Origin of the sequence: Streptomyces sp. NPDC051018 (genome assembly GCF_044456085.1) — a bacterium.
Lineage (GTDB): Bacteria > Actinomycetota > Actinomycetes > Streptomycetales > Streptomycetaceae > Streptomyces.
Genome location: NZ_JBITFN010000006.1, coordinates 308,226 through 326,961, shown reverse-complemented (window position 1 = coordinate 326,961; position 18,736 = coordinate 308,226). Strand labels below are relative to the sequence as shown.

At 69.7% G+C, this 18,736-nt stretch carries 17 protein-coding genes; 7 read left to right on the top strand and 10 right to left on the bottom strand.

The window, feature by feature from the left end; genetic code table 11:
• Positions 1 to 24 precede the first annotated feature (24 nt).
• The 5 genes from ACIBCM_RS13755 to ACIBCM_RS13735 all read right to left on the bottom strand — a co-directional run bounded on the left by ACIBCM_RS13755 (position 25) and on the right by ACIBCM_RS13735 (position 5,036).
• Complete coding sequence (locus tag ACIBCM_RS13755; protein WP_399242618.1) at positions 25 to 792, bottom strand: inositol monophosphatase family protein; 768 nt, start codon at positions 790 to 792, stop codon at positions 25 to 27.
• On the bottom strand, positions 789 to 1,424 hold the full coding sequence (locus ACIBCM_RS13750) for a 2'-5' RNA ligase family protein (protein ID WP_399242616.1): 636 nt from the start codon (positions 1,422 to 1,424) through the stop codon (positions 789 to 791). The genes ACIBCM_RS13755 and ACIBCM_RS13750 overlap by 4 nt, the downstream gene beginning before the upstream one ends.
• Complete coding sequence (locus ACIBCM_RS13745; RefSeq protein WP_399242614.1) at positions 1,421 to 2,281, bottom strand: carbohydrate kinase family protein; 861 nt, start codon at positions 2,279 to 2,281, stop codon at positions 1,421 to 1,423. The genes ACIBCM_RS13750 and ACIBCM_RS13745 overlap by 4 nt, the downstream gene beginning before the upstream one ends.
• Positions 2,278 to 3,543 carry a DUF4145 domain-containing protein gene (locus ACIBCM_RS13740; protein ID WP_399242612.1) on the bottom strand — a complete coding sequence of 422 codons (1,266 nt, stop codon included), beginning with the start codon at positions 3,541 to 3,543 and terminating at the stop codon, positions 2,278 to 2,280. Before ACIBCM_RS13740 ends, ACIBCM_RS13745 begins: the two co-directional genes overlap by 4 nt.
• A gap of 122 nt (positions 3,544 to 3,665) precedes the next feature.
• Positions 3,666 to 5,036, bottom strand: coding sequence for a hypothetical protein (locus ACIBCM_RS13735; RefSeq protein WP_399242610.1), 1,371 nt, complete (start codon positions 5,034 to 5,036; stop codon positions 3,666 to 3,668).
• 258 nt (positions 5,037 to 5,294) lie between these two features.
• Here ACIBCM_RS13735 and ACIBCM_RS13730 point away from each other — a divergent pair, with 258 nt between their 5' ends.
• Positions 5,295 to 7,100, top strand: coding sequence for an NHL domain-containing thioredoxin family protein (locus ACIBCM_RS13730; RefSeq protein ID WP_399242608.1), 1,806 nt, complete (start codon positions 5,295 to 5,297; stop codon positions 7,098 to 7,100).
• Between the two features lie 448 nt (positions 7,101 to 7,548).
• Here ACIBCM_RS13730 and ACIBCM_RS13725 read toward each other — a convergent pair whose 3' ends face one another.
• Entirely contained in the window at positions 7,549 to 7,902 is a 354-nt protein-coding gene (locus tag ACIBCM_RS13725; protein WP_399242606.1) for a hypothetical protein, read from the bottom strand.
• A gap of 325 nt (positions 7,903 to 8,227) precedes the next feature.
• A complete protein-coding gene (locus tag ACIBCM_RS13720) occupies positions 8,228 to 8,488 on the bottom strand; it encodes a hypothetical protein (protein ID WP_399242605.1) in 261 nt (86 codons plus the stop codon).
• A 93-nt stretch (positions 8,489 to 8,581) separates the two neighbouring features.
• On the opposite strand from ACIBCM_RS13720, the gene ACIBCM_RS13715 reads away from it, so the two are divergent.
• From ACIBCM_RS13715 to ACIBCM_RS13695, 5 genes are all read left to right on the top strand, one after another.
• Positions 8,582 to 9,421 (top strand): helix-turn-helix domain-containing protein, encoded by an 840-nt coding sequence (locus ACIBCM_RS13715; RefSeq protein WP_399242603.1) that lies wholly within the window; start codon positions 8,582 to 8,584, stop codon positions 9,419 to 9,421.
• The gene (locus tag ACIBCM_RS13710; RefSeq protein ID WP_399242601.1) at positions 9,418 to 9,633 is read left to right on the top strand and encodes a DUF397 domain-containing protein; all 216 of its coding nucleotides are present in this window, start codon (positions 9,418 to 9,420) and stop codon (positions 9,631 to 9,633) included. Before ACIBCM_RS13715 ends, ACIBCM_RS13710 begins: the two co-directional genes overlap by 4 nt.
• Positions 9,634 to 9,770: 137 nt before the next feature.
• Positions 9,771 to 9,980, top strand: a complete 210-nt coding sequence (locus tag ACIBCM_RS13705) for a DUF397 domain-containing protein (protein WP_399242599.1) — start codon at positions 9,771 to 9,773, stop codon at positions 9,978 to 9,980.
• A 796-nt stretch (positions 9,981 to 10,776) separates the two neighbouring features.
• The gene (locus ACIBCM_RS13700) at positions 10,777 to 12,018 is read left to right on the top strand and encodes a Cys-Gln thioester bond-forming surface protein (RefSeq protein ID WP_399242721.1); all 1,242 of its coding nucleotides are present in this window, start codon (positions 10,777 to 10,779) and stop codon (positions 12,016 to 12,018) included.
• Between the two features lie 616 nt (positions 12,019 to 12,634).
• On the top strand, positions 12,635 to 13,564 hold the full coding sequence (locus tag ACIBCM_RS13695; protein ID WP_399242597.1) for a tetratricopeptide repeat protein: 930 nt from the start codon (positions 12,635 to 12,637) through the stop codon (positions 13,562 to 13,564).
• 88 nt (positions 13,565 to 13,652) lie between these two features.
• Here ACIBCM_RS13695 and ACIBCM_RS13690 read toward each other — a convergent pair whose 3' ends face one another.
• On the bottom strand, positions 13,653 to 14,954 hold the full coding sequence (locus ACIBCM_RS13690) for a M18 family aminopeptidase (protein ID WP_399242595.1): 1,302 nt from the start codon (positions 14,952 to 14,954) through the stop codon (positions 13,653 to 13,655).
• 329 nt (positions 14,955 to 15,283) lie between these two features.
• Positions 15,284 to 16,051: a hypothetical protein gene (locus ACIBCM_RS13685; RefSeq protein ID WP_399242593.1), complete on the bottom strand. Its 768-nt coding sequence runs from the start codon at positions 16,049 to 16,051 to the stop codon at positions 15,284 to 15,286.
• Between the two features lie 238 nt (positions 16,052 to 16,289).
• On the opposite strand from ACIBCM_RS13685, the gene ACIBCM_RS13680 reads away from it, so the two are divergent.
• Positions 16,290 to 16,712: a hypothetical protein gene (locus ACIBCM_RS13680; protein ID WP_399242591.1), complete on the top strand. Its 423-nt coding sequence runs from the start codon at positions 16,290 to 16,292 to the stop codon at positions 16,710 to 16,712.
• A gap of 182 nt (positions 16,713 to 16,894) precedes the next feature.
• Here ACIBCM_RS13680 and ACIBCM_RS13675 read toward each other — a convergent pair whose 3' ends face one another.
• A complete protein-coding gene (locus ACIBCM_RS13675) occupies positions 16,895 to 18,721 on the bottom strand; it encodes an acyl-CoA dehydrogenase (RefSeq protein WP_399242719.1) in 1,827 nt (608 codons plus the stop codon).
• Positions 18,722 to 18,736 lie beyond the last annotated feature (15 nt).

Here is an 18,736-nt window from a genome sequence, read left to right as displayed (position 1 = left end):
TTCAGGGGCCCGGTGAGCAGCAGTTCAGGCGCTGGCTGAATGTCCCTCCCACAGGTCTGCGAGCGACCGCGCCACCCCGGGCGCGCCCGCCAGGAGGACCGGCGAGTCGAAGGTGAACGCCTCGCCGCCGGCGCCGATCACCGTCCGCCCCCGCTCGTGGCACAGAGCGACTCCGGCCGCGATGTCCCAGGGCTTGGGGGCGATGCTCACACAGGCATCCAGCCAGCCCTCCGCCAAGCCCACCAGGTCCAGCGCCATCGAACCCTGCATGCGGACGCGGTAAGCGTCGTCCTGGACGCGGTCGAGGAAGCGGCGCGCGCCGCCGTGGGCCGATCCGGTGCCGGAGACTCCCACGACCGCGCGGCCCAGGTCCGCGGCCACGGGACGCGCTTCCTGCGGTCGGCCGGGCGTCGTCCACCGCCGACCGAGGGCCGGTGCGTGCACCACGCCCAGCAACGGGACGCCCTCATACACATAGGCGAGCGATACGGCGTACATCGGTGCGCCCCGGGCGAAGTTCATGGTGCCGTCGATCGGGTCGAGCAGCCAGCAGCGCTCAGGGAGCGGGGACCCTGTCGGCGACGACTCCTCGCCGACGACGGGGATCCGTGGAGTACGGGCGGCCAGCACCCGTGTCACCCGGGACTCCACCTCGATATCGGCGGCGGTGACCTCCTCGCCGGAGGCCTTGAACCGCGCGGACCGCCATTCCCCGTCGGCCGTCGCCAGCCAGGTGACCGCCTCGTCCACGGCCGCCCCGGCGGCCGTCAACAGCTCGTTCCGGACCGTCACCTCCGGCCCAGCGGTCGTTCCAGCAAGGTCTCCGCATGGGCGCCGTGCTCGCCCATCACATAGAAGCTGAGCCGGTCGAAGACCCACTCCTTCGGCAGACTCACCCGGTCCCGCGCGGTTCGGGCCAGTCGCAGGGCGGTCTCCTCGTCGGCACGCCCCAGCGTCACATGCGGGGCGTAGGCATCGCCGGTGTACCGGTAGCCGTAGCGCTCGTAGCTGGCGCGCTCGTCGTCGGTGAAGCGGGAGACGTCCTTGTTCCCGTCGAACGAGGCCCGGTCGAGGTGCGGGTCCAGTACCGCGAGCACGGCCGTCTGGAGTGCCTGGAGCAGCGGCGGCCGTTCCAGGGCGAGGAACAGCCAGCCCGTGGGCTGGTAGACCACTCCCGTACTGGCGAGAGACACCTCGCCGCGCAGACCGCTCCCGACCGCCGACGCCCCGATGGCCTCAAGCGCCTCGGCTGGGGCGAGGGAGTCGGCGAACGGTCCCTGGAAGACCGTGACATGGGGGAGATTTCCGTCCGGATGCAGCGTGGGCCGCAGTTGTACGCCACCGCCGACGTCCCCCTGCAGGTGAACGGCGGCACGCAGGTGGTCCGCTCGCGGTAGCAGTGCGACTCCGAGCCATCTCGTCACGGGTGAGCTCCTAGTTTCGTGATCACATGAACTGCCGCGTCGAGTCCTCGCCGCATACAGGCCGTCGGCGGTTCGCCGCTGAGCCAGCCCGCTATGACACCCGCGTCGAACGCGTCGCCCCCGCCCGTTCTGTCCAACGGTGCCACCGGCACCGTGGGTTCATGGAACAGCGTGCCGGCGGCGGTCGCCCACACGGCACCCTCTGCGCCCAGGGTCACTATGACATCACCGGCGACCAGCTTCGCCAGGTGCCGTGCGGTACCGGCCGCCCCTGCCGCGCCGTGCGCCTGTGGCAGACGAGCCGCCTCATCGGCGTTCATGAAGTTGAGGGCGGCCCCTTGCGCCAGCTCGCTCATGTCCCTGCCGTTCCACTCGACGGACACACTCCGCCCGACCCGGTGCGCGAGTTCGACGACCCGTGCGAGTGCGGGGGTGGGCTCGCCGACGACATGGACGTGGTCCGCCGCGCGTACGTCTTCTTCTGTGACGGCGTCGAAGGCGAGACCGCGGTCCGCGCCCGCGAACGTGAGCATGCGCTTGTCCCCATCGGACGAGAGGACGACGGCCATGCTCGTGCGGGCTCCCGCCTGCACCTGTGTCAAGGAGGTGTCGACACCGCTTGCGCCCAGTACTTCCCGGCACATCGTGCCGGCGGTGTCGTCACCCACGGCGGACACCAGCCTGACCGAGCAGCCCTGCCGCATCAGCCCCACAGCGGTGTTCGACGCCGCGCCTCCCGGCAGCACGCGGCACTCCTCGCCCCGCAACTTCTCGTGCTCCCCGGGAAGCCGATCGGTCCGGGCGATGACGTCGCAGTTCACACCACCCAGGACCAGCACGCGCTTCCGCCCGTTCATGGCCGACCCCAGCGGTAGCTCTCGAACAGCACATGACGCACCAGCCGTTCACGGCTGTCAGGAAGCGTCTCCGGCGGAAACGAGGCATGGGTCACCAGATCACGGACCAGATGCTGGTACGTCTCGTCGTCCGACCCGGACTCGTGGAACGCGCGCATCAGCTCCCGGTGCAGCTCCCCGGGGCGCAGATCCAGCTCCTCCAGCCACGCCCGGTTCGCGATGAGCACGTTGGCGGCCGCCGAACGCAGCCGTTCCTGGGTCGGGAGCGACAGCATGTCGGAGTTGAGCAGTTCGAAGTACGCGTCGCCCTCCTGCGCGTGCATACGCAGATTCTGACCGCCGACCGCCAGCACGTCCCGGTTCAGATGGAACAGCTCCAGCCCGAGATGGTGCGGTACGTCGAGGACGCTCACCCCCATGTCCGCCAGGCCCGCCTCGTCGGTCGACAGAGCCGAGAGAAGGTTGCTGAACATGTCGCTGTGCTTGGGCACCGCGATCTGTGCGCCGGCCGGATCCGAGAGGAACTCCTGTGCCGTCACTCCGCCCCACCGGCCGCCGCGGGCGGCGAGCAGATAGAAGTTGCGACCGCCCATGGAGTAGCCGACCCGGCCCACGGGAACCACCTGGTCGCGGACCCCCTGCTCGGTTTCGAGCAGGCGGAGCATGCGTTGCTCGTTGTAGACCGCCACATCGAGAACGCGGGTCGACACATCCCGTACGAGATTGTCCGACCAGGGGAGCTGCACCGGCACGACATGGTGGTTCCGCCGTGCCAGAGCCTTCTCCAGGCCGCAGCCGAGCAGGACGGCCTTCACCACGATCAGGGTCGAGTCGGCGAGGCGGGTCGTGCCTCTGCCGCGCCGGTGGTCGGACAGCTCGTGCCGCGCCGCGTCCTCGGCCAGCGAACTGCTCGTCTGCCCGTACCACACGGCCAGTTGCGTCAGGGCGTTGAGGCAGGGCCTGACGTCCTCGGCGGAGATCTCCTCGACGGACGAGTCCTGGGCGTGGCTGCCGTAGTTGCCGTAGTTCTGAATCGTACGCACGGCAAGGACGACCTTGGGCGGAACCAGGTTCTTGGCCGAGAGCACTGTCAGCAGGGACTCCAGTGTCGGCTTCGAACCGACGGCTTCCCGGATGGCGATGTCCAACAGGATCGACTCCGCTGCTCTCCTCGCTGTGCCGAGGAAGACCTCGGGGTCGGATTCGGCGTACCTCAGAGCCTTTCTGTACAGCCGGAGCGGCTCCCCTTCGTTGCCCGTCACTCCGTGTCCCGCATCCTCGTCTCCCCCGTTCGCGGAGAGCAAGCTAACAGTGTGATCGGCTGCGGGTACAGACCGCATCCGGTCGTCGCCGTCATCGGCTGCCGCGGTCGGCGGCGCGGGGATCATCTGCGGTCACCCGGTTCTTTCCCGCGCAGCGAGGACAGCACGAGGCGGCCATAGCGCGTGGTGAGGGCCAGAGCCGTGGCGGCCAGGGCGGCGACGAGTGCGATGACGACGGCCGTGACTCCCTTGGCGTCGAGCACCTGAAGAAGGCTCAGCGCGGTTCCGAGCGGCAGGCCGAGGATCGTCAGGACGCCGAGTGCGCCCGCGATCTGCTGGCTCTCCTGGGTCTGCACCAGCCGGGCGTAGTCGGCCGCTTCGGCGAGGATCCCGTCGAAGCGCTCCGAGAGGCGGTACTGGGCCTGGAAGCTCAGCAGCAACTCGTTGGCGGGGCCGTGAGCGGTGAGGTGCTGGCGCCAGTAGGTGCTGCGGAACGTGGCGATGTGCCGTTCGAGGGCGGATACCCGATGGGCCAGTTTCGGACCGTCGAAGACACCGGAGAGGCCGTCCGTGAGTTCGTCGATGTGGTCGCGCTGGATGGCACCGAGCAGCAGAGCGTCGAGGTAGACGGTGCGGAAGTGCAGTTGTGCGAAGCCGTAGAAGTCACCGTTTCCCGTGTCCGGGCGATGTCCGAGGAAGGCGGCGCCGTGGCGTAGTACGAGAGCGCTCCAGTCCGCGGAGATCCGCAACGCGTGACCCGTTCGTTCGGGCCACTGCTCCAGCGGAGTGGGGAAGTCGCCGTCCGTGGACCTGGAGGCGAGGTACCAGAGCCAGCGGTCGGCCGTGTCGGGCAGTCGCCCGTCCTGCCTCAGCACGGGGGTGGCGTTCGCGTCGGGCGTGAGGAAGGCAATCGTGTACGGGCGGGCGATCGCGAACGGGGCCGCGGCGTTGCGCAGTTCGGCGACTCCGTCGAGCAGCACGACGGGGGAGAGCGGGCCGTCGAGCGGATCGGCGGCGGCAGGACTGCGGTTGCCGATGGCGCGCAGCGCCTCCAGCAGGGCCGGGCCCTCCACGTCGAAGTGCAGCACCGCGAGTCCGTGGTCCGGGTGACGCGCGGTGGCGGTGGCCAGTAGCTCGGCTCCCCGCAGATGCAGCGATTCGTGCCGTACGTCCATGTGCCGGTACCAGCGGCACGGCCGTTCCGGGGTGCCGTAGAGGGCACGGGCCGCGGCCGGGGCGAAGTACGTCTGACGGGTGCTCGTATCAGTGCGGCGGCTGCCCAGCTCGAAGGGTATGGGCCCGGCCGGCCAGTCGGCGGGGGCGGTGAACCGGACCGGCAGGACGACGGCCAGTGCCTGCCGAATGCCGATGACGGAACTGAGGTCCGTGGTCAACGAGTTGGCCTCCGATACGGGACTGGCGTTCTTGAGCCGGGCGAATCTCAGGATACGGATCGTTACCCGCGGTGAGCAGAGCGTCTCCTGCTCGGGCAAGCGGGACGTATGCTGCCCGGGCGCGCGTGGGCGCTCGGTCGTTGGGGTTCTCGGTGGGCACCGGTCGAGACCGCTGCCCGGGCACGCGTGGACGGTTGCGGATACGTGACCCGGCGTGTGCGTTCAGTAACCAGGCCGGACGGTCATATGGGTTTCCTTCGGGACGTCCCGGAGGTCGCCGTGGTCGAGCGCATGCCCCGAGCGGGCGCTTCGTATGGGCGTGATCCTGCGTTCACCAGCGGATGGCAAGCTTGAAGGATGAACGATGCCGCCCCGGCGCCCACCCCCGCGCCCGAGCCCCGCCGCCGTGCCCGTGTCCGTGCTCCCGAGTTGCGGGGGCGGGCCTGGCTGAACACGGGCGGCAGGGACCTCACCCTCGCCGATCTGCGAGGGCGCGTCGCGATTCTCGATTTCTGGACGTTCTGCTGCATCAACTGCCTGCATGTCCTGGACGAGCTGCGCGAGCTGGAGGAGAAGCACCGCGACACCGTGGTGATCGTCGGGGTGCACTCGCCGAAGTTCGCGCACGAGGCCGAGCCCCGGGCGGTCGTGGACGCGGTCGAGCGGTACCGGGTACGGCATCCCGTGCTCGACGATCCGGAGCTGGCGACGTGGAAGCAGTACGCCGTACGGGCCTGGCCCACCCTCGTCGTGATCGACCCCGAGGGCTACATCGTCGCCCAGCACGCCGGGGAGGGGCACGCCCACGCCATCGCCGGGCTGGTGGCGGAACTGGAGGCCGAGCACGCGGCCAAGGGGACGCTCAGGCGCGGTGACGGGCCCTATGTGGCGCCCGAGCCGGTGGGGACCGACCTGCGGTTTCCCGGGAAGGCGGTCGTGCTGCCGTCCGGGAACTTCCTCGTCTCGGACACCACCCGGCACCGGCTGGTGGAGCTGGCGGCCGACGGGGAGACCGTCGTACGGCACATCGGCGGGGACGGGGAGTTCAACGAGCCCCAGGGACTCGCTCGGCTGCCCGACGGCCGGGTGGCCGTCGCCGACACGGTGAACCACGCGATCAAGGCGTACGACCCGGAGACCGGGAGGATCGGGACACTCGCCGGGACCGGGCGCCAGTGGTGGCAGGGGTCGCCGTCGGCCGGCCCGGCCCGGGAGGTCGATCTGTCGTCGCCGTGGGATGTGGCCTGGTGGGGCGACCGGCTGTGGATCGCGATGGCCGGGGTGCATCAGCTGTGGACGTACGACCCCGGAACCGGGACGGTTCAGGTCGCGGCGGGGACCACCAACGAGGGGCTCGTCGACGGGCCCGCCGCCGAGGCGTGGTTCGCGCAGCCGTCGGGGCTCGCGGCGGACGGGGAGCGGCTGTGGATCGCCGACTCGGAGACGTCCGCGCTGCGCTGGATCGACACGGGCGGGGTCGTGCACACGGCCGTCGGCACGGGCCTGTTCGACTTCGGGCACCGGGACGGCGACGCCGGACAGGCCCTGTTCCAGCATCCGCTGGGGGTCACCGTGCTCCCGGACGGATCGGTCGCCGTCAGCGACACGTACAACCACGCCCTGCGCCGTTACGACCCCGTGAGCGGGGCCGTCACCACCCTCGCGACCGATCTGCGGGAGCCGTCGGACGCGGTCGTCGTGGGTGAGGACATCGTGGTGGTGGAGTCCGCCCGGCACCGGCTGACCCGGCTGCGTCTGCCGGAGGAGGCGGTACGGGTCGAGGCCGTCGCGCACCGTACGCAGCGGGAGGCCACCGAGGTCACCGGGGGCCGGCTGCGGCTGGACGTGGTCTTCGAGGCGCCGACCGGGCAGAAGCTGGACACGCGTTACGGGCCGTCGACCCGCCTTCTCGTCTCCGCGACGCCGCCCGGGTTGCTGCTCGACGGGGAGGGCGCCGGGACCGGCCTCTCCCGAGAGCTGGAGATCGACCCGGCGGTCGGGGAGGGCGTACTGCATGTGTCGGCGATGGCCGCGTCCTGCGACGACGACCCGTTGAACGAGTACCCGGCCTGCCACGTCCATCAGCAGGACTGGGGAGTACCGGTCCGGGTGACCGAGGGCGGGGCCCCGCGGCTGCCGCTGGTGCTGGCGGGCCTGGCGTGACGACTCCCGCCGGACGGCCCTGAGCTGCGCCTGACCTGCGGGGGCCCGGGCTGCGGGGGCGCCTGACCTGCTCCTGGCCTGCGCCGGGCCTGCGGGGTTCCTGACCTACGGGGGCGCCTGACCTGCGGGCCCCGGAGCCGGGGGCTTTGACCTGCGGGGGCCCGGAGCCGGGGCACCCGAGCCCCGCCCGTCCGTACGACCGGGGCGCCAACCGAGGCAGGGCCGGGTTCCCGGCCCTGCGCGGGGCGCTACGCGTCCCGGTCCAGCTCTCCGGGGACCGGGGCGGGCGTCAGGGTTCCGGCGTGCTGGGGGCATGCGTGCAAGGTCGCGGGGGCTCCGCTCGGCCGCCCGACGGAACGGACCGGGAGAGGAGCAAGGGTCCAGCGTCCGCAGACACAGCAGCTGGCGCCGGAGTCGGCGGGCGGCTCCCCGGTCAGTCCGTCGCGGGTCATGCGGGAACCCCCAGGCGGGCGGCAACGGTCCGGTCGGGAGCGAACGGCACATCCTGACCGAGGACGGCGGCCACGGCGGAGACCCGGCGCTGCCGCTGGCGCTCCCACTCGGCCTCCTGATCCCTGATCCAGTCGCGGAGGTACGGCGGAACGCGAGGCTCCCGGAGAAGCGGCGCGGTCCGGGCGAGCACATGGGGCGGGACAGGGGTGCTCGCCGTGCAGATCACCGGCGGGGTGAACTTTGTCCGAGCGGCGAAATGGGCGGGTGAGTGCCGTCCGGGCCGCTTGCGGCGGGTGAGCGGGAAGAGTTCCAGGACCCGTACGAGGGCACGGGAGATACGATCACGCATACGTCGTTCAGCTCCTGTTGAAAGCTGTGTCGGCGAGCCCCGGGATGACCGTTGCTGCGGTCTCCCGGGGCGACTTGTCCTCCGGCCCGGAGGGAGGGCCGTTTCGGGGTACGGGCACGGGTGCCACCGCCCGTACGTCAGGCTCCACTTCGGCGGAACAGCGGGTCCTCGGCCCGGACGAGGGCGTCGGCGGGCACCGGTGCCTGTCGCCGCCCCGGCGGTGCGGCACCGCACCGGGATGTTCCGGAGACGCACGCGATACGGGCCCGTAAGCCCCGCGACTCCACGGTTTTGAAGGTCCACCGGGTGTGGCCGAACCGTCTGGTCACTCCCATGTCGTGCTCCCACTGCTGCTGTGCTCGTTCAGTTCGGCCAGGGCCGGCCGGATTCGATCCATGACGGTGGCGGGACGTAAATCCGCGCGGGAGGCGTCCCATTCGATTCCGCCGCCGGGTGGCCGGAGATAGAGGCGATCCCATTCCGTGTCCATGACCACCCCGAGCGACTTTCTCCGTATGTCGAACACAAGTGCTCCAACGGCGAGTTGAGGGTCTTCTTCCTGCGGGCCTTCACTGCGATCGGCCACGGCCGCTCCTCTGCGTAGCGAAACCACTACCGGGGCGCATCAGGGTGACCTACAGTCGGAAGGGTCTTCAACGTTCCTGTTCTGGAGGGCACATTGGTCAACCGCAAGGAGTTAAATCCCGACGCGAGCCCGGAAGCGGCCTTCGGCGCACGACTTCGCAGCTCACGCGAGGCACGCGGATGGAAGCAGGACGAGCTTGCCGAACAGCTGGGATATACCGGCCGACATATTTCGGCAGTCGAAACCGGTCGCAAGCCGCCAACCCTGCGATTCTCGCGCGGTTTGGATGTCGCCTTCGGAGTCGAAGGCACGTCCGAATCCTTCGAACGCGTGTGGCGCGAGATCCGGCACGGTTCGTTGATGGAGGGCTTCCCCGAGTACGTCGGCTACGAAGCCAGGGCCGTTGAGATCCGGCTGTACGAGATCGGGATCATTCCGGGGTTGATCCAGACACCGGATTACGCCCGAGTCCTCGCGAACGGCGCCGTACAGCGCGGCAGCATCACGCCCGAACAGGCCGACGAACGGGTCTCGTTCCTCGCCGAGCGGCAGGCGGCTCTGGCGCATCCAAAGCCACCGATGATGCTGCTCGTTATGGATGAGAGCTGCTTCCGTCGCCAGGTGGGCGGGCCTGAGGTCATGGGCCCGCAGCTCGACAGGCTGGTGGAGTTCGCCGAACTCCCCAACACCATGTTGCAGATCGCCACATATGACATCGGTGAGCGCAGGCCGTTCAATCTGCCGGTCAACCTGCTGACGCTCTCCGACCGCTCCGTCGTGTCCTACGTCGAGTCTCAGACTCAAGGGCATCTGGACCGGGAACTCACCTCGGTATTACCCCTGTTGACGGCCTACCATCAACTACAAGCCGTATCAACCTCACAAGCGGAGTCCATAGCCATGCTCCGCGAGCTTCGAAAGGGCACCCCGTGACGAGCACGATCGACGCCCCCTGCTGGGCCAAGTCCTCCTACAGCGACAACGGTGGCAACTGCGTCGAATGGGCCCCGGCCCACGCTTCCACCACCGGCATAGTCCCCGTCCGCGACTCCAAGACCCCCGGCGGCCCCATACTGAACCTCCCCGCCCCCGCGTTCACGACCTTCGTAGCGGGCATCAAGACCGGCGAGTTCGGCACCGCCTGATCCCTGTGCTGATCGAGGAAGCCTCTTCCGGGGGTCGTCTTCGATCAGCTCCGGGCCGTGTAGCGGGACCACAGGCCCGAGCCAGCGTCACCGTTCGCGTCCGTATCCGTGATCAACGAGGTACGAAAGGGCACGACATGACACCGAAGCCCCTCCCCTGGGTCAAGTCCTCCTACAGCAACAACGGTGGCAACTGCGTCGAATGGGCCCCGGCCCACGCTTCCACCACCGGCATAGTCCCCGTCCGCGACTCCAAGACCCCCGGCGGCCCCATACTGAACCTCCCCGCCCCCGCGTTCACGACCTTCGTAGCGGGCATCAAGACCGGCGAGTTCGGCACCGCCTGATCTCCGGGCGGGACTCCGACAACGCGCGCTCCCGTTCTGCGCTGGAGCTGACGCCGCAGGGTCCCCGGCTCCCCCGCCTCTTGGCAGCGGGCCTACCTCTCCTGCCGGGTGGCCATGTCGGCGAGGGCGGGGCCCGGAGGACAGTCCGGTTCCTCGCCGAAGCCATGAGCGGGATGATCGCCGAGCGCGGCTGGGACTTGGCCCGTTCACCGGTGCTGTACCGGCGCTCCGCACCGGCAGCTTTGAGGCGTGCCGTGAGAGCGGCCGACGGTACCCAGCCGGCTTGGCGGTCGACGAGGTCGCGCCATGCCTCCTGGGGAGCCACGCCGAGCGCGTTGAGGTCCGGATCTTGAAAGGGAGCGGCTCGGGCTTCATGTTCCGGGGCGCGTGAGTGGCCGAGGAAGTTCGGCGTAGGGCCCGTTTGAGGAGCCGGATCGAGTTCTCCGGCATTGTGGCGATCCGTCGCGGCCAATCCTTTTATCAGATTTTCTGAATTCGTTGTGCCTGATCGGCACGGGGGTGGCTTCGTTCGCTTCAAGTGACAGCGCCCTCACATCGGTTGGGCAACGGCGGGCAGTCGGCAAAGCCGTGGATTATCAGAAGAAATGACTTAAAGTCGCAGCCTCAAATGGGTTATATAGTTCGAAGGACTCGATATCGTGCTCATCGCAGGATTCGATGGCATGGGCCCTTTGAGCGCCTTGCCGACATGGCTCTCCGTGGGATGAAAAGGCTGGGCGCGAGAATGGTGAACAGGGCAATAAGAAGATCGACACGGATTGCGCGTGCGGTGACGATGGGTCTCCTCGCGTGCGTCGTGCTCCTCGCGCCTGGCACGGCTACGGCCGCAATTGCCGCGCCTGCGCAGGACGACGGCACGGTGTACATCGGTGCCCGAGAGGGATACAGCGGCACCGGCATCTTCCCCGTGTACTCACCCGTACCGGCGAACCCCGCGGCGCCGGGTGAGCCGTCGCTCTGGGCGTACTGCATCGAGCACAACGTGAGCCCACGGACGAAGACCAACGGCACGGTGGGCGAACTCGGGAGCTACCTCGGAGCCAACTACTTCACCGATCCGGCGGTCCAGAGCAAGGTCCTCTGGGTGCTCGCGCACAGCTATCCCGCCCTGAGCCTCGAAGAGTTCGGAGCTGCGGCGGGAGCGACCGCGATCACACGCAACGACGCGATCGAGGCGACGCAGTACGCGATCTGGCGGTACACCGATCTCAACTTCGACGCGCCCTGGGCATGGGAGACCCCCGCATCGGAAACCGCCTACTGGTACCTCGTGAACGGTGCGAACGCGAGCACCGGGACGACGCCGCCGGCCACGACCACGATCTCGATCTCCGCGCCGAGCACCCAGCAGGACGCCGGAACGCTCGTCGGCCCGTTCGTCGTGACGACCAACCAGCCCACGGTGAGCGTCTCCGTCGACCCCGCGGCGAAGCTGACCGACGCGAACGGGACCGCTGTCGACCGGGACTCCGTCGTCAACGGCCAGGCCCTGTACCTCGATCTCCGAGGCACGAAGAAGTCCGGGACCGCGACGATCACGGCGACGGCCGCGGGTTCGGCGATCAACGGCAAGGTCGTCTCGGTTCCCACCGAGCCCGGAGGCACGCCCACCGCGGCGAACCACGCTCAGTCGATCATCCTCGTGGCAGCGAGCGGAGCCACGACGAGTGCCGAGGCCGTCGCGCGGTGGAACGCTGACGAGGACGACAGCACCGGCGGGGGTAACGGCACCGGCGGCAACACCACCGGTGGCAACGGCACCGGCGGAGGCAACGGCAGCGGTGGCAACACCACCGGCGGTGACAGCAGCACCGGTGGGGGCGCGACGGGTGCCACCGCCGGCGGGGCGACGCCGTCCGCCGAGCCGAGTGTGTCGGTCTCGCCCACGTCCGGCCGCCCGCTGGCCGAGACCGGCAGCAGCGGCACCGGTCTGATCATGGGTATCGCCGCCGCGCTCGCGGTGGTCGGCGGTGTTGTCCTGTTCACCGTCCGCCGTCGGCGTTCCGCCCGGCACTGACCCAGCCCTGCCCCAACCCCGTGGGCCCGCCGCTCCGCACTGCGCGAAGCGGCGGGCCCACCGCGTACACGCCCCTCGCGGGCGGCAGGCCCGGCGGCCATGCCCTCGGGGACGTGGAGTTCACTCAACTCCCTGTCTCGCGAGGCCGATAGGACCCACGATGTAACCCTTCGTAGTCCTCGGTAACCCTTGGGAAGGGGCCTGGTCATGATGGACCCCGAAGGGCACCACCTCGCCGACGCCATCCAGCAGGCGTGCGCCGAGCGGGGCTGGGGCCCCTCCAAACTTGCCAGGGAACTCGGGCTCGCCGCCGGACGCGGTCCCAGCGGCATGACGCGGCAGTACGCCCGCAAGCTCCTGGTCGGCGAGCGAAGCCCCGGCGAGACGTGGATGCGCGCGGTCGTACGGGTCTTAGGAATTGATCCCCAGCTCGTCGACACCAGCGCGCCGCCTGAGCCCAGCGTCGATACCGTGGATTCAGTCTTGGCTCTTGGAAGGAGCGATGTGGACCGCCGGAGTTTCCTGACAGCCTCGGGCGGCGCCGCCCCTGTCCTTCCTCGGCGTCCCCGACTCCGACGCGATCACCCGGCGCGTACACGCTGTATCCCCCACCGCCGTGCGGGTCGGCCAGGGCGAGGTCGACGCGATCAAGACCATGGTCAAGACGCTCGGCGACAGCGCCGCCGAGTACGGGGGCGGACACATCAAGCACCTGGCCGTGCGCTACCTCACGGACAACGCCGGTCCGTGGCTGCACGGCCGCTACTCCGAGGCCACCGGACGGGCGCTGTACGCGGCCACGTCCCAACTCGCCCACCTCATCGGCTGGATGGCTCAGGACGAAAGCGACGACAAGCGCCATCAGGCCCTCGTCCGCCACTATTACGCGCACGCCTACCGCCTCGCCGACGAGGCAGACGAGGCGGAATTGGCAGCCACCGCCCTGCGCGGGCTGACCGTCCCGGCCATCGGCCTCGGACCCCGTCACCGAGCCGAAGCCATCGCTTTGGCCGAGAAATCCATGGAGTACGCCAAAGACCTCGGCGATCCCCGCGCGGTGGCCTACTACCAGTCCACGCTCGCCGACGCCGCGGCGGTGGACGGCGACCACCGCCTCGCCACCAGGGCCCTGTCCGCCTCGCAGAGCCAGATCGAACGGACCGCCACCGCACCGCCGGGAGAGTCCTGGGCGAGTCACTTCTCCATCGGACGCTGGGCCTACGCGTCCGGGATGACGCTGGCAAAGATGGGTGACCTTCCCAGTGCCCGCGAACACCTACACGAAGCCCTCGACCGGTACGGACTCGACCGCCGCCGCACCCGCGCCAGTCTCCTGGGCCACCTCGGCGAGATCCACCTTCGCCAAGGCGACCTCGACGGTGCCCTGGCCGCATGGGAACAGTTCCTCGACTGTGCCGAGGGCATCCAGTCCGTACGCGTCCATGACGCGGCCCAGGACATGCGTGTCCGACTGGCCCGGTACTCCGGCGACACCCATGCCCGCGACCTGTCCGAACGAGCCGAGCGCTTCCTCACCCGAGCCTGAACCGGAACCCGAACCGGCCGGACGGGCCGCGTACCCGGGACAGGAACGGCCGGGCCCGGCGGCTCGGCCGGCCCGCGGGAGGTTCCGCTCAGCCCTGGAGGAACGCCGTCAGCGCGTTCGCCAGCAGATACGGGTCGTCCGCGCCGCACAGCTCGCGCGCGCTGTGCATCGACAGGATCGCGACCCCGATGTCGACGGTCCGGATGCCGTGGCGCGCCGCCGTGATGGGGCCGATCGTCGTGCCGCAGGGCATCGCGTTGTTCGACACGAACGTCTGCCACGGCACCCCGGCCCGCTCGCACGCCGCCGCGAAGACCGCACGGCCGCTGCCGTCGGTCGCATACCGCTGGTTCACATTGACCTTGAGGATGGGGCCGCCGTTGGCGCGGGGGTGGTGCGTCGGGTCGTGGCGCTCGGGGTAGTTGGGGTGGACGGCGTGGCCGGTGTCGGAGGAGAGGCAGACCGTGCCCGCGAAGGCGCGCGCCCGGTCCTCGTACGTACCGCCGCGCGCGAAGACGGAGCGTTCCAGCACCGATCCGAGCAGCGGGCCGTCCGCGCCGGTGTCGGACTGGGAGCCGTTCTCCTCGTGGTCGAAGGCGGCGAGCACCGGGATGTACGGCAGGTCGCCGGTGGCGGCGACCGCCGCGAGCGCGGCCGTACCGGCGTGTACGGACAGGAGGTTGTCCATCCGGGGCCCGGCGACCAGTTCCCGGTCGCGGCCGAGGTACGACGGCGGTTCGATGGAGTGCACCATCAGGTCCCAGCCGGTGACCTCGCCCGCCGGGAGCCCGGTCTCCTCCTCCAGGAAGCGGATGAGGTCGCCCTCCCGGACATCGCCGAGGCCCCAGATCGGCTGCATATGGCGCTGCTTGTCGAGCTTCAGCCCGTCGCTGTGGACCGAGCGGTCCAGGTGGATCGCCAGCTGCGGCACCCGCAGCAGCGCCCGGTCGACGTTGACCAGCCGCTCCGAGCCGTCCCTGAGGCTCAGACGCCCGGCGAGTCCGAGGTCACGGTCGAGCCAGGTGTTGAGCAGGGTTCCGCCGTAGATCTCCACGGCGATCTGCCGCCAGCCGGCCGAGCCGGTGTCCGGCAGCGGCTTCACCCGCAGATTGGGCGAATCGGTGTGCGCGCCGACGATCCGGAACGGGGTGTGCGCCCGCGCCCCCTCCGGTACGTACCAGGCGATGATCGCGCCGCCCCGGAGCACATACCTGCCCCCGGCCGTCCCGTCCCAGGAGTCCGTCTCCAGCACCTGACGGAAACCGGCCTTCTCCAGCCGCTCGGCGGCGACCGTCACGGCATGATACGGCGACGGCGCGGCGGACAGGAAGGACATCAGGTCGTCGGTGTGCCCGCGGCCGAAGCGGACCGCTGCGCTGCTGGTGCTCATGGGGCCACTGTAACCAGGGGACAGGCCCGGCAGGGGCCTCGTCGAACCGGAGCACGCCCCACCGCGCTGCGGTGCCGCACCGGCCGTTCCCCGGACCTCTCACCAGCCGTTCCCCCGGTTCCGTCACCCATGCTTCCCCCGTTCCGTCCCCGGCCGCCGGCCGGTCCTCCGGCCGTCGCCGCCCGCCCTGTGCCACCGAGCCGTGGTGCCTCGGAGGCACCGGTCCTCCCCCGGGAGCCACCGCGTTTCAGCCGTCCCGGGGCCAGGCTCCCCGGCCCCAGGAGTCCCCTGAGGCTCAGACGTCCCTGAGGCTCAGGAGTCCCAGACGCTCAGGAGTCTCCGAGCCTGCGGTAGTCGAGCGCGTCCTCCTTGAGCTTCACGGTCGGCGGCTCGCCGTTCTGCACCTGCCGGGAGCGCTCGGCGATCATCCTGCCGATGGCCATCAGCTCGTCGCCGACGTAGATCTTCGCGTTCAGGCCGCCGGTCTCGAACACCAGCACCGTGGTGCCGACCTGGCTCATGACCACGGAGCCCTGGCTCCTCAGCTTGCTCTTGCCCCGTTTGGCGCCCGACGACTCGCCGATCAGCCCGGGCAGCGGGGACCCGGCGGTGTCCCGCGGGTCCAGCGACGCCTGGGCGTGCCGGTCCAGCAGAAGCCTGGATGCGTTGGTGGCCCCGGCGGCGCTCCCGTACGCGTAGACACTGAAGGCGAGCGTGCCGGCGTCCGCCCGGGTGAACATGGTGCTGCTCGCGAAGAGGGCGCCCTCGCAGACCGGGTCCTTCTTGTCGACGCAGCTCACCGGCGCCCTGTCCTGGGTGCGGAGGTCGACCGCGACCGGTTCCCCGGAGGACTCGCCGCCCCAGCCGGGGAGATCCGCTTCGCGCGGCATCACGGCCGTGACCTGCTCCGCGGTGAGCACGGTCGCCTTGCCTGCCGTGGAAGGGCTCGGCGCGGACCCCGTCGCCCGGTCGCTCTCGCCGCCCCGGTCCCCCTTGCCGCCGCCGTCGTCCGAGCCGCACCCCGTCAGCAGCAGCGCCCCCGCCACCGCCCCGGACACCGCGAAACGCGCAAGGCGGCCATACCTCGTGATCCTCATGTTCCCCCCATGTGTTGGCGGCGATCATACGGACGGCCCGCCCCCGCAGGAATCCCCGGGGAAGGTCACTCCGGCACAAGGATCCTGCGACTCCATGCCAATGACCGGCCCCGACCAGGGCGAATAGCCTGCACCGAACCAGGGGGCTGTGCAGGGTTCGTCCCCGGCCCCACCTGTCCGGTCGCTCATTCCCGTGCCTTCCCTGCCTTCGTCAAACGCGGCTGACTCAAGGAGAGTTGTGAACAAGTTCGCCCGGATCGGCATCACATCCATCGCCCTGCTCGGGGCTGTGCAGGTCGCTTCCCCCGTCACAGCCGCCCCCGCGGCCCCCACGGAGCAGTTCCATGTCTGCTACAAGAACTCCGACTGCAACATGGGCTACTCGGCGGGCGTCCTCGACTGGAACGACGGGGGACATGCCCAGCACCTCTCCGGCAGCGTGGTCAACCGCACCAACAGCGACTACTCCACCACCGTGGTCTTCGAGGCGTACTCCTTCGACGAAAAGGTGGACAGCGACTCGCGGACCTCCAGGAACGGGACCCACAACTTCGACGTGTTCCTCACCGGGTGGATGGTCAACCGCATCAAGATCACCGTCTGCCAGAACTTCCCGACCGGCCAGAAATGCGGTGCGGCCGAGCACTACTACTACGGGTAAGAGGCCGGTTCCCCCTTCCCGCGGCGGAGGGGGGAACCGGCGTTGTCACGGTGCGGGCTCACCCATGACGGCCCGTCCCCGGTCCGGACCCGTTCGGGACCGGGGACCCGGCACCACGGTCCTCGGACCACGGACCTCGGACCTCGGACCTCGGACCTCGGACCACGGACCCGGCAAAGGATCTAGAAGGCCGCCTCGTCGAGGTCCATCAGCGAGCCGTCCACCGACTCCGCGATCAGCCGCTCGGCCGAGACACCGGGCAGCACGTTCGCCGCGAAGAACTTCGCCGCCGCGATCTTGCCCTGGTAGAACGGCACGTCCTTCGCCGGCGCCGTCTCCAGCTTCTCCGCCGCGACCGCCGCGCCCCGCAGCAGCAGATAGCCGACGACCACATCGCCGGAGGCGAAGAGCAGCCGGGTGGTGTTGAGGCCGACCTTGTAGATGTTCTTCACGTCCTCGCCGGTCGCGATGAGGTCGTTCGTCATCGCCCCGACGATCGCCTCCAGGTCGACGGCCGCCTTGGCGAGCGCCTCCCGGGCCGGGGCCAGCTCCTCACCGCCCGTGCCGACCGCGAGGAACTTCTTGATCTCCCCGGAGAGGCCGTTGAGCGCCTGGCCCTGGTCGCGGACGATCTTCCGGAAGAAGTAGTCCTGGCCCTGGATGGCGGTCGTGCCCTCGTAGAGGGTGTCGATCTTGGCGTCCCGGATGTACTGCTCGTGCGGGTACTCCTGGAGGTAGCCGGAGCCGCCGAGGGTCTGGAGCGACTGGGCAAGCTGCTCGTACGACCGCTCGGAGCCGTAGCCCTTGACGATCGGCAGCAGCAGGTCGTTCAGGGCGACCAGGGCCGAGGTGTCACCGCCCTCGGAGTCCTTCGCGGCGATCTCGTCCTGGATGGAGGCGGTGTACAGCACCAGGGCGCGCATGCCCTCCGCGTACGCCTTCTGGGTCATCAGGGAGCGGCGGACGTCGGGGTGGTGGGTGATGGTGACCTTGGGCGCGGACTTGTCCGTGAAGTTGACCAGGTCGGTGCCCTGGACGCGCTCCTTGGCGTACTCCAGCGCGTTCAGATACCCCGTGGAGAGGGTGGCGATCGCCTTGGTGCCGACCATCATCCGGGCGAACTCGATGATCATGAACATCTGGCGGATGCCGTCGTGCTTGTCACCGATCAGCCAGCCCTTGGCGGGGTGCCGGTCGCCGAAGGTGATCTCGCAGGTGTTGGAGGCCTTGAGCCCCATCTTGTGCTCGACGTTCGTGGCGTACACGCCGTTGCGCTCGCCCAGCTCGCCGGTCTCCCAGTCGAACGCGAACTTCGGTACGAGGAAGAGGGAGAGGCCCTTGGTGCCGGGTCCGGCGCCCTCGGGGCGGGCGAGGACGTAGTGGAGGATGTTCTCCGACAGGTCGTGCTCGCCGGACGTGATGAACCGCTTCACGCCCTCGATGTGCCAGGAGCCGTCCTCCTGCTCCACGGCCTTCGCACGGCCCGCGCCGACGTCCGAGCCGGCGTCCGGCTCGGTGAGCACCATGGTGGAGCCCCACTGCTTCTCCACGGCGATCCGGGCGATCTTCTTCTGGGCCTCGTTGCCCTCCTCGAAGAGGATTCCGGCGAAGGCCGGGCCCGAGGAGTACATCCAGATGGCCGGGTTGGCGCCCAGTAGCAGCTCGGCGTACGACCAGATCAGGGAGCGGGGCGCGGTGGTGCCGCCGATCTCCTCGGGCAGGCCCAGGCGCCAGTACTCCGAGTCCATGAAGGCCTGGTAGCTCTTCCTGAAGGACGCGGGGAGCGGCGCGGTGTTCGTCCCGGGGTCGAAAACAGGAGGGTTGCGGTCGGCGTCCGCGAAGGATTCGGCCAGCTCGTTCTCCGCGAGCCGGGCGATCTCCGCGAGGATGCTCTTGGCGGTGTCGACGTCCATCTCCGCGAACGGGCCGGTGCCGTACAGCTTGTCGCGCCCGAGGACCTCGAAGAGGTTGAACTCGATGTCGCGGAGATTCGACTTGTAGTGCCCCATGGCGACGGCTCCGTA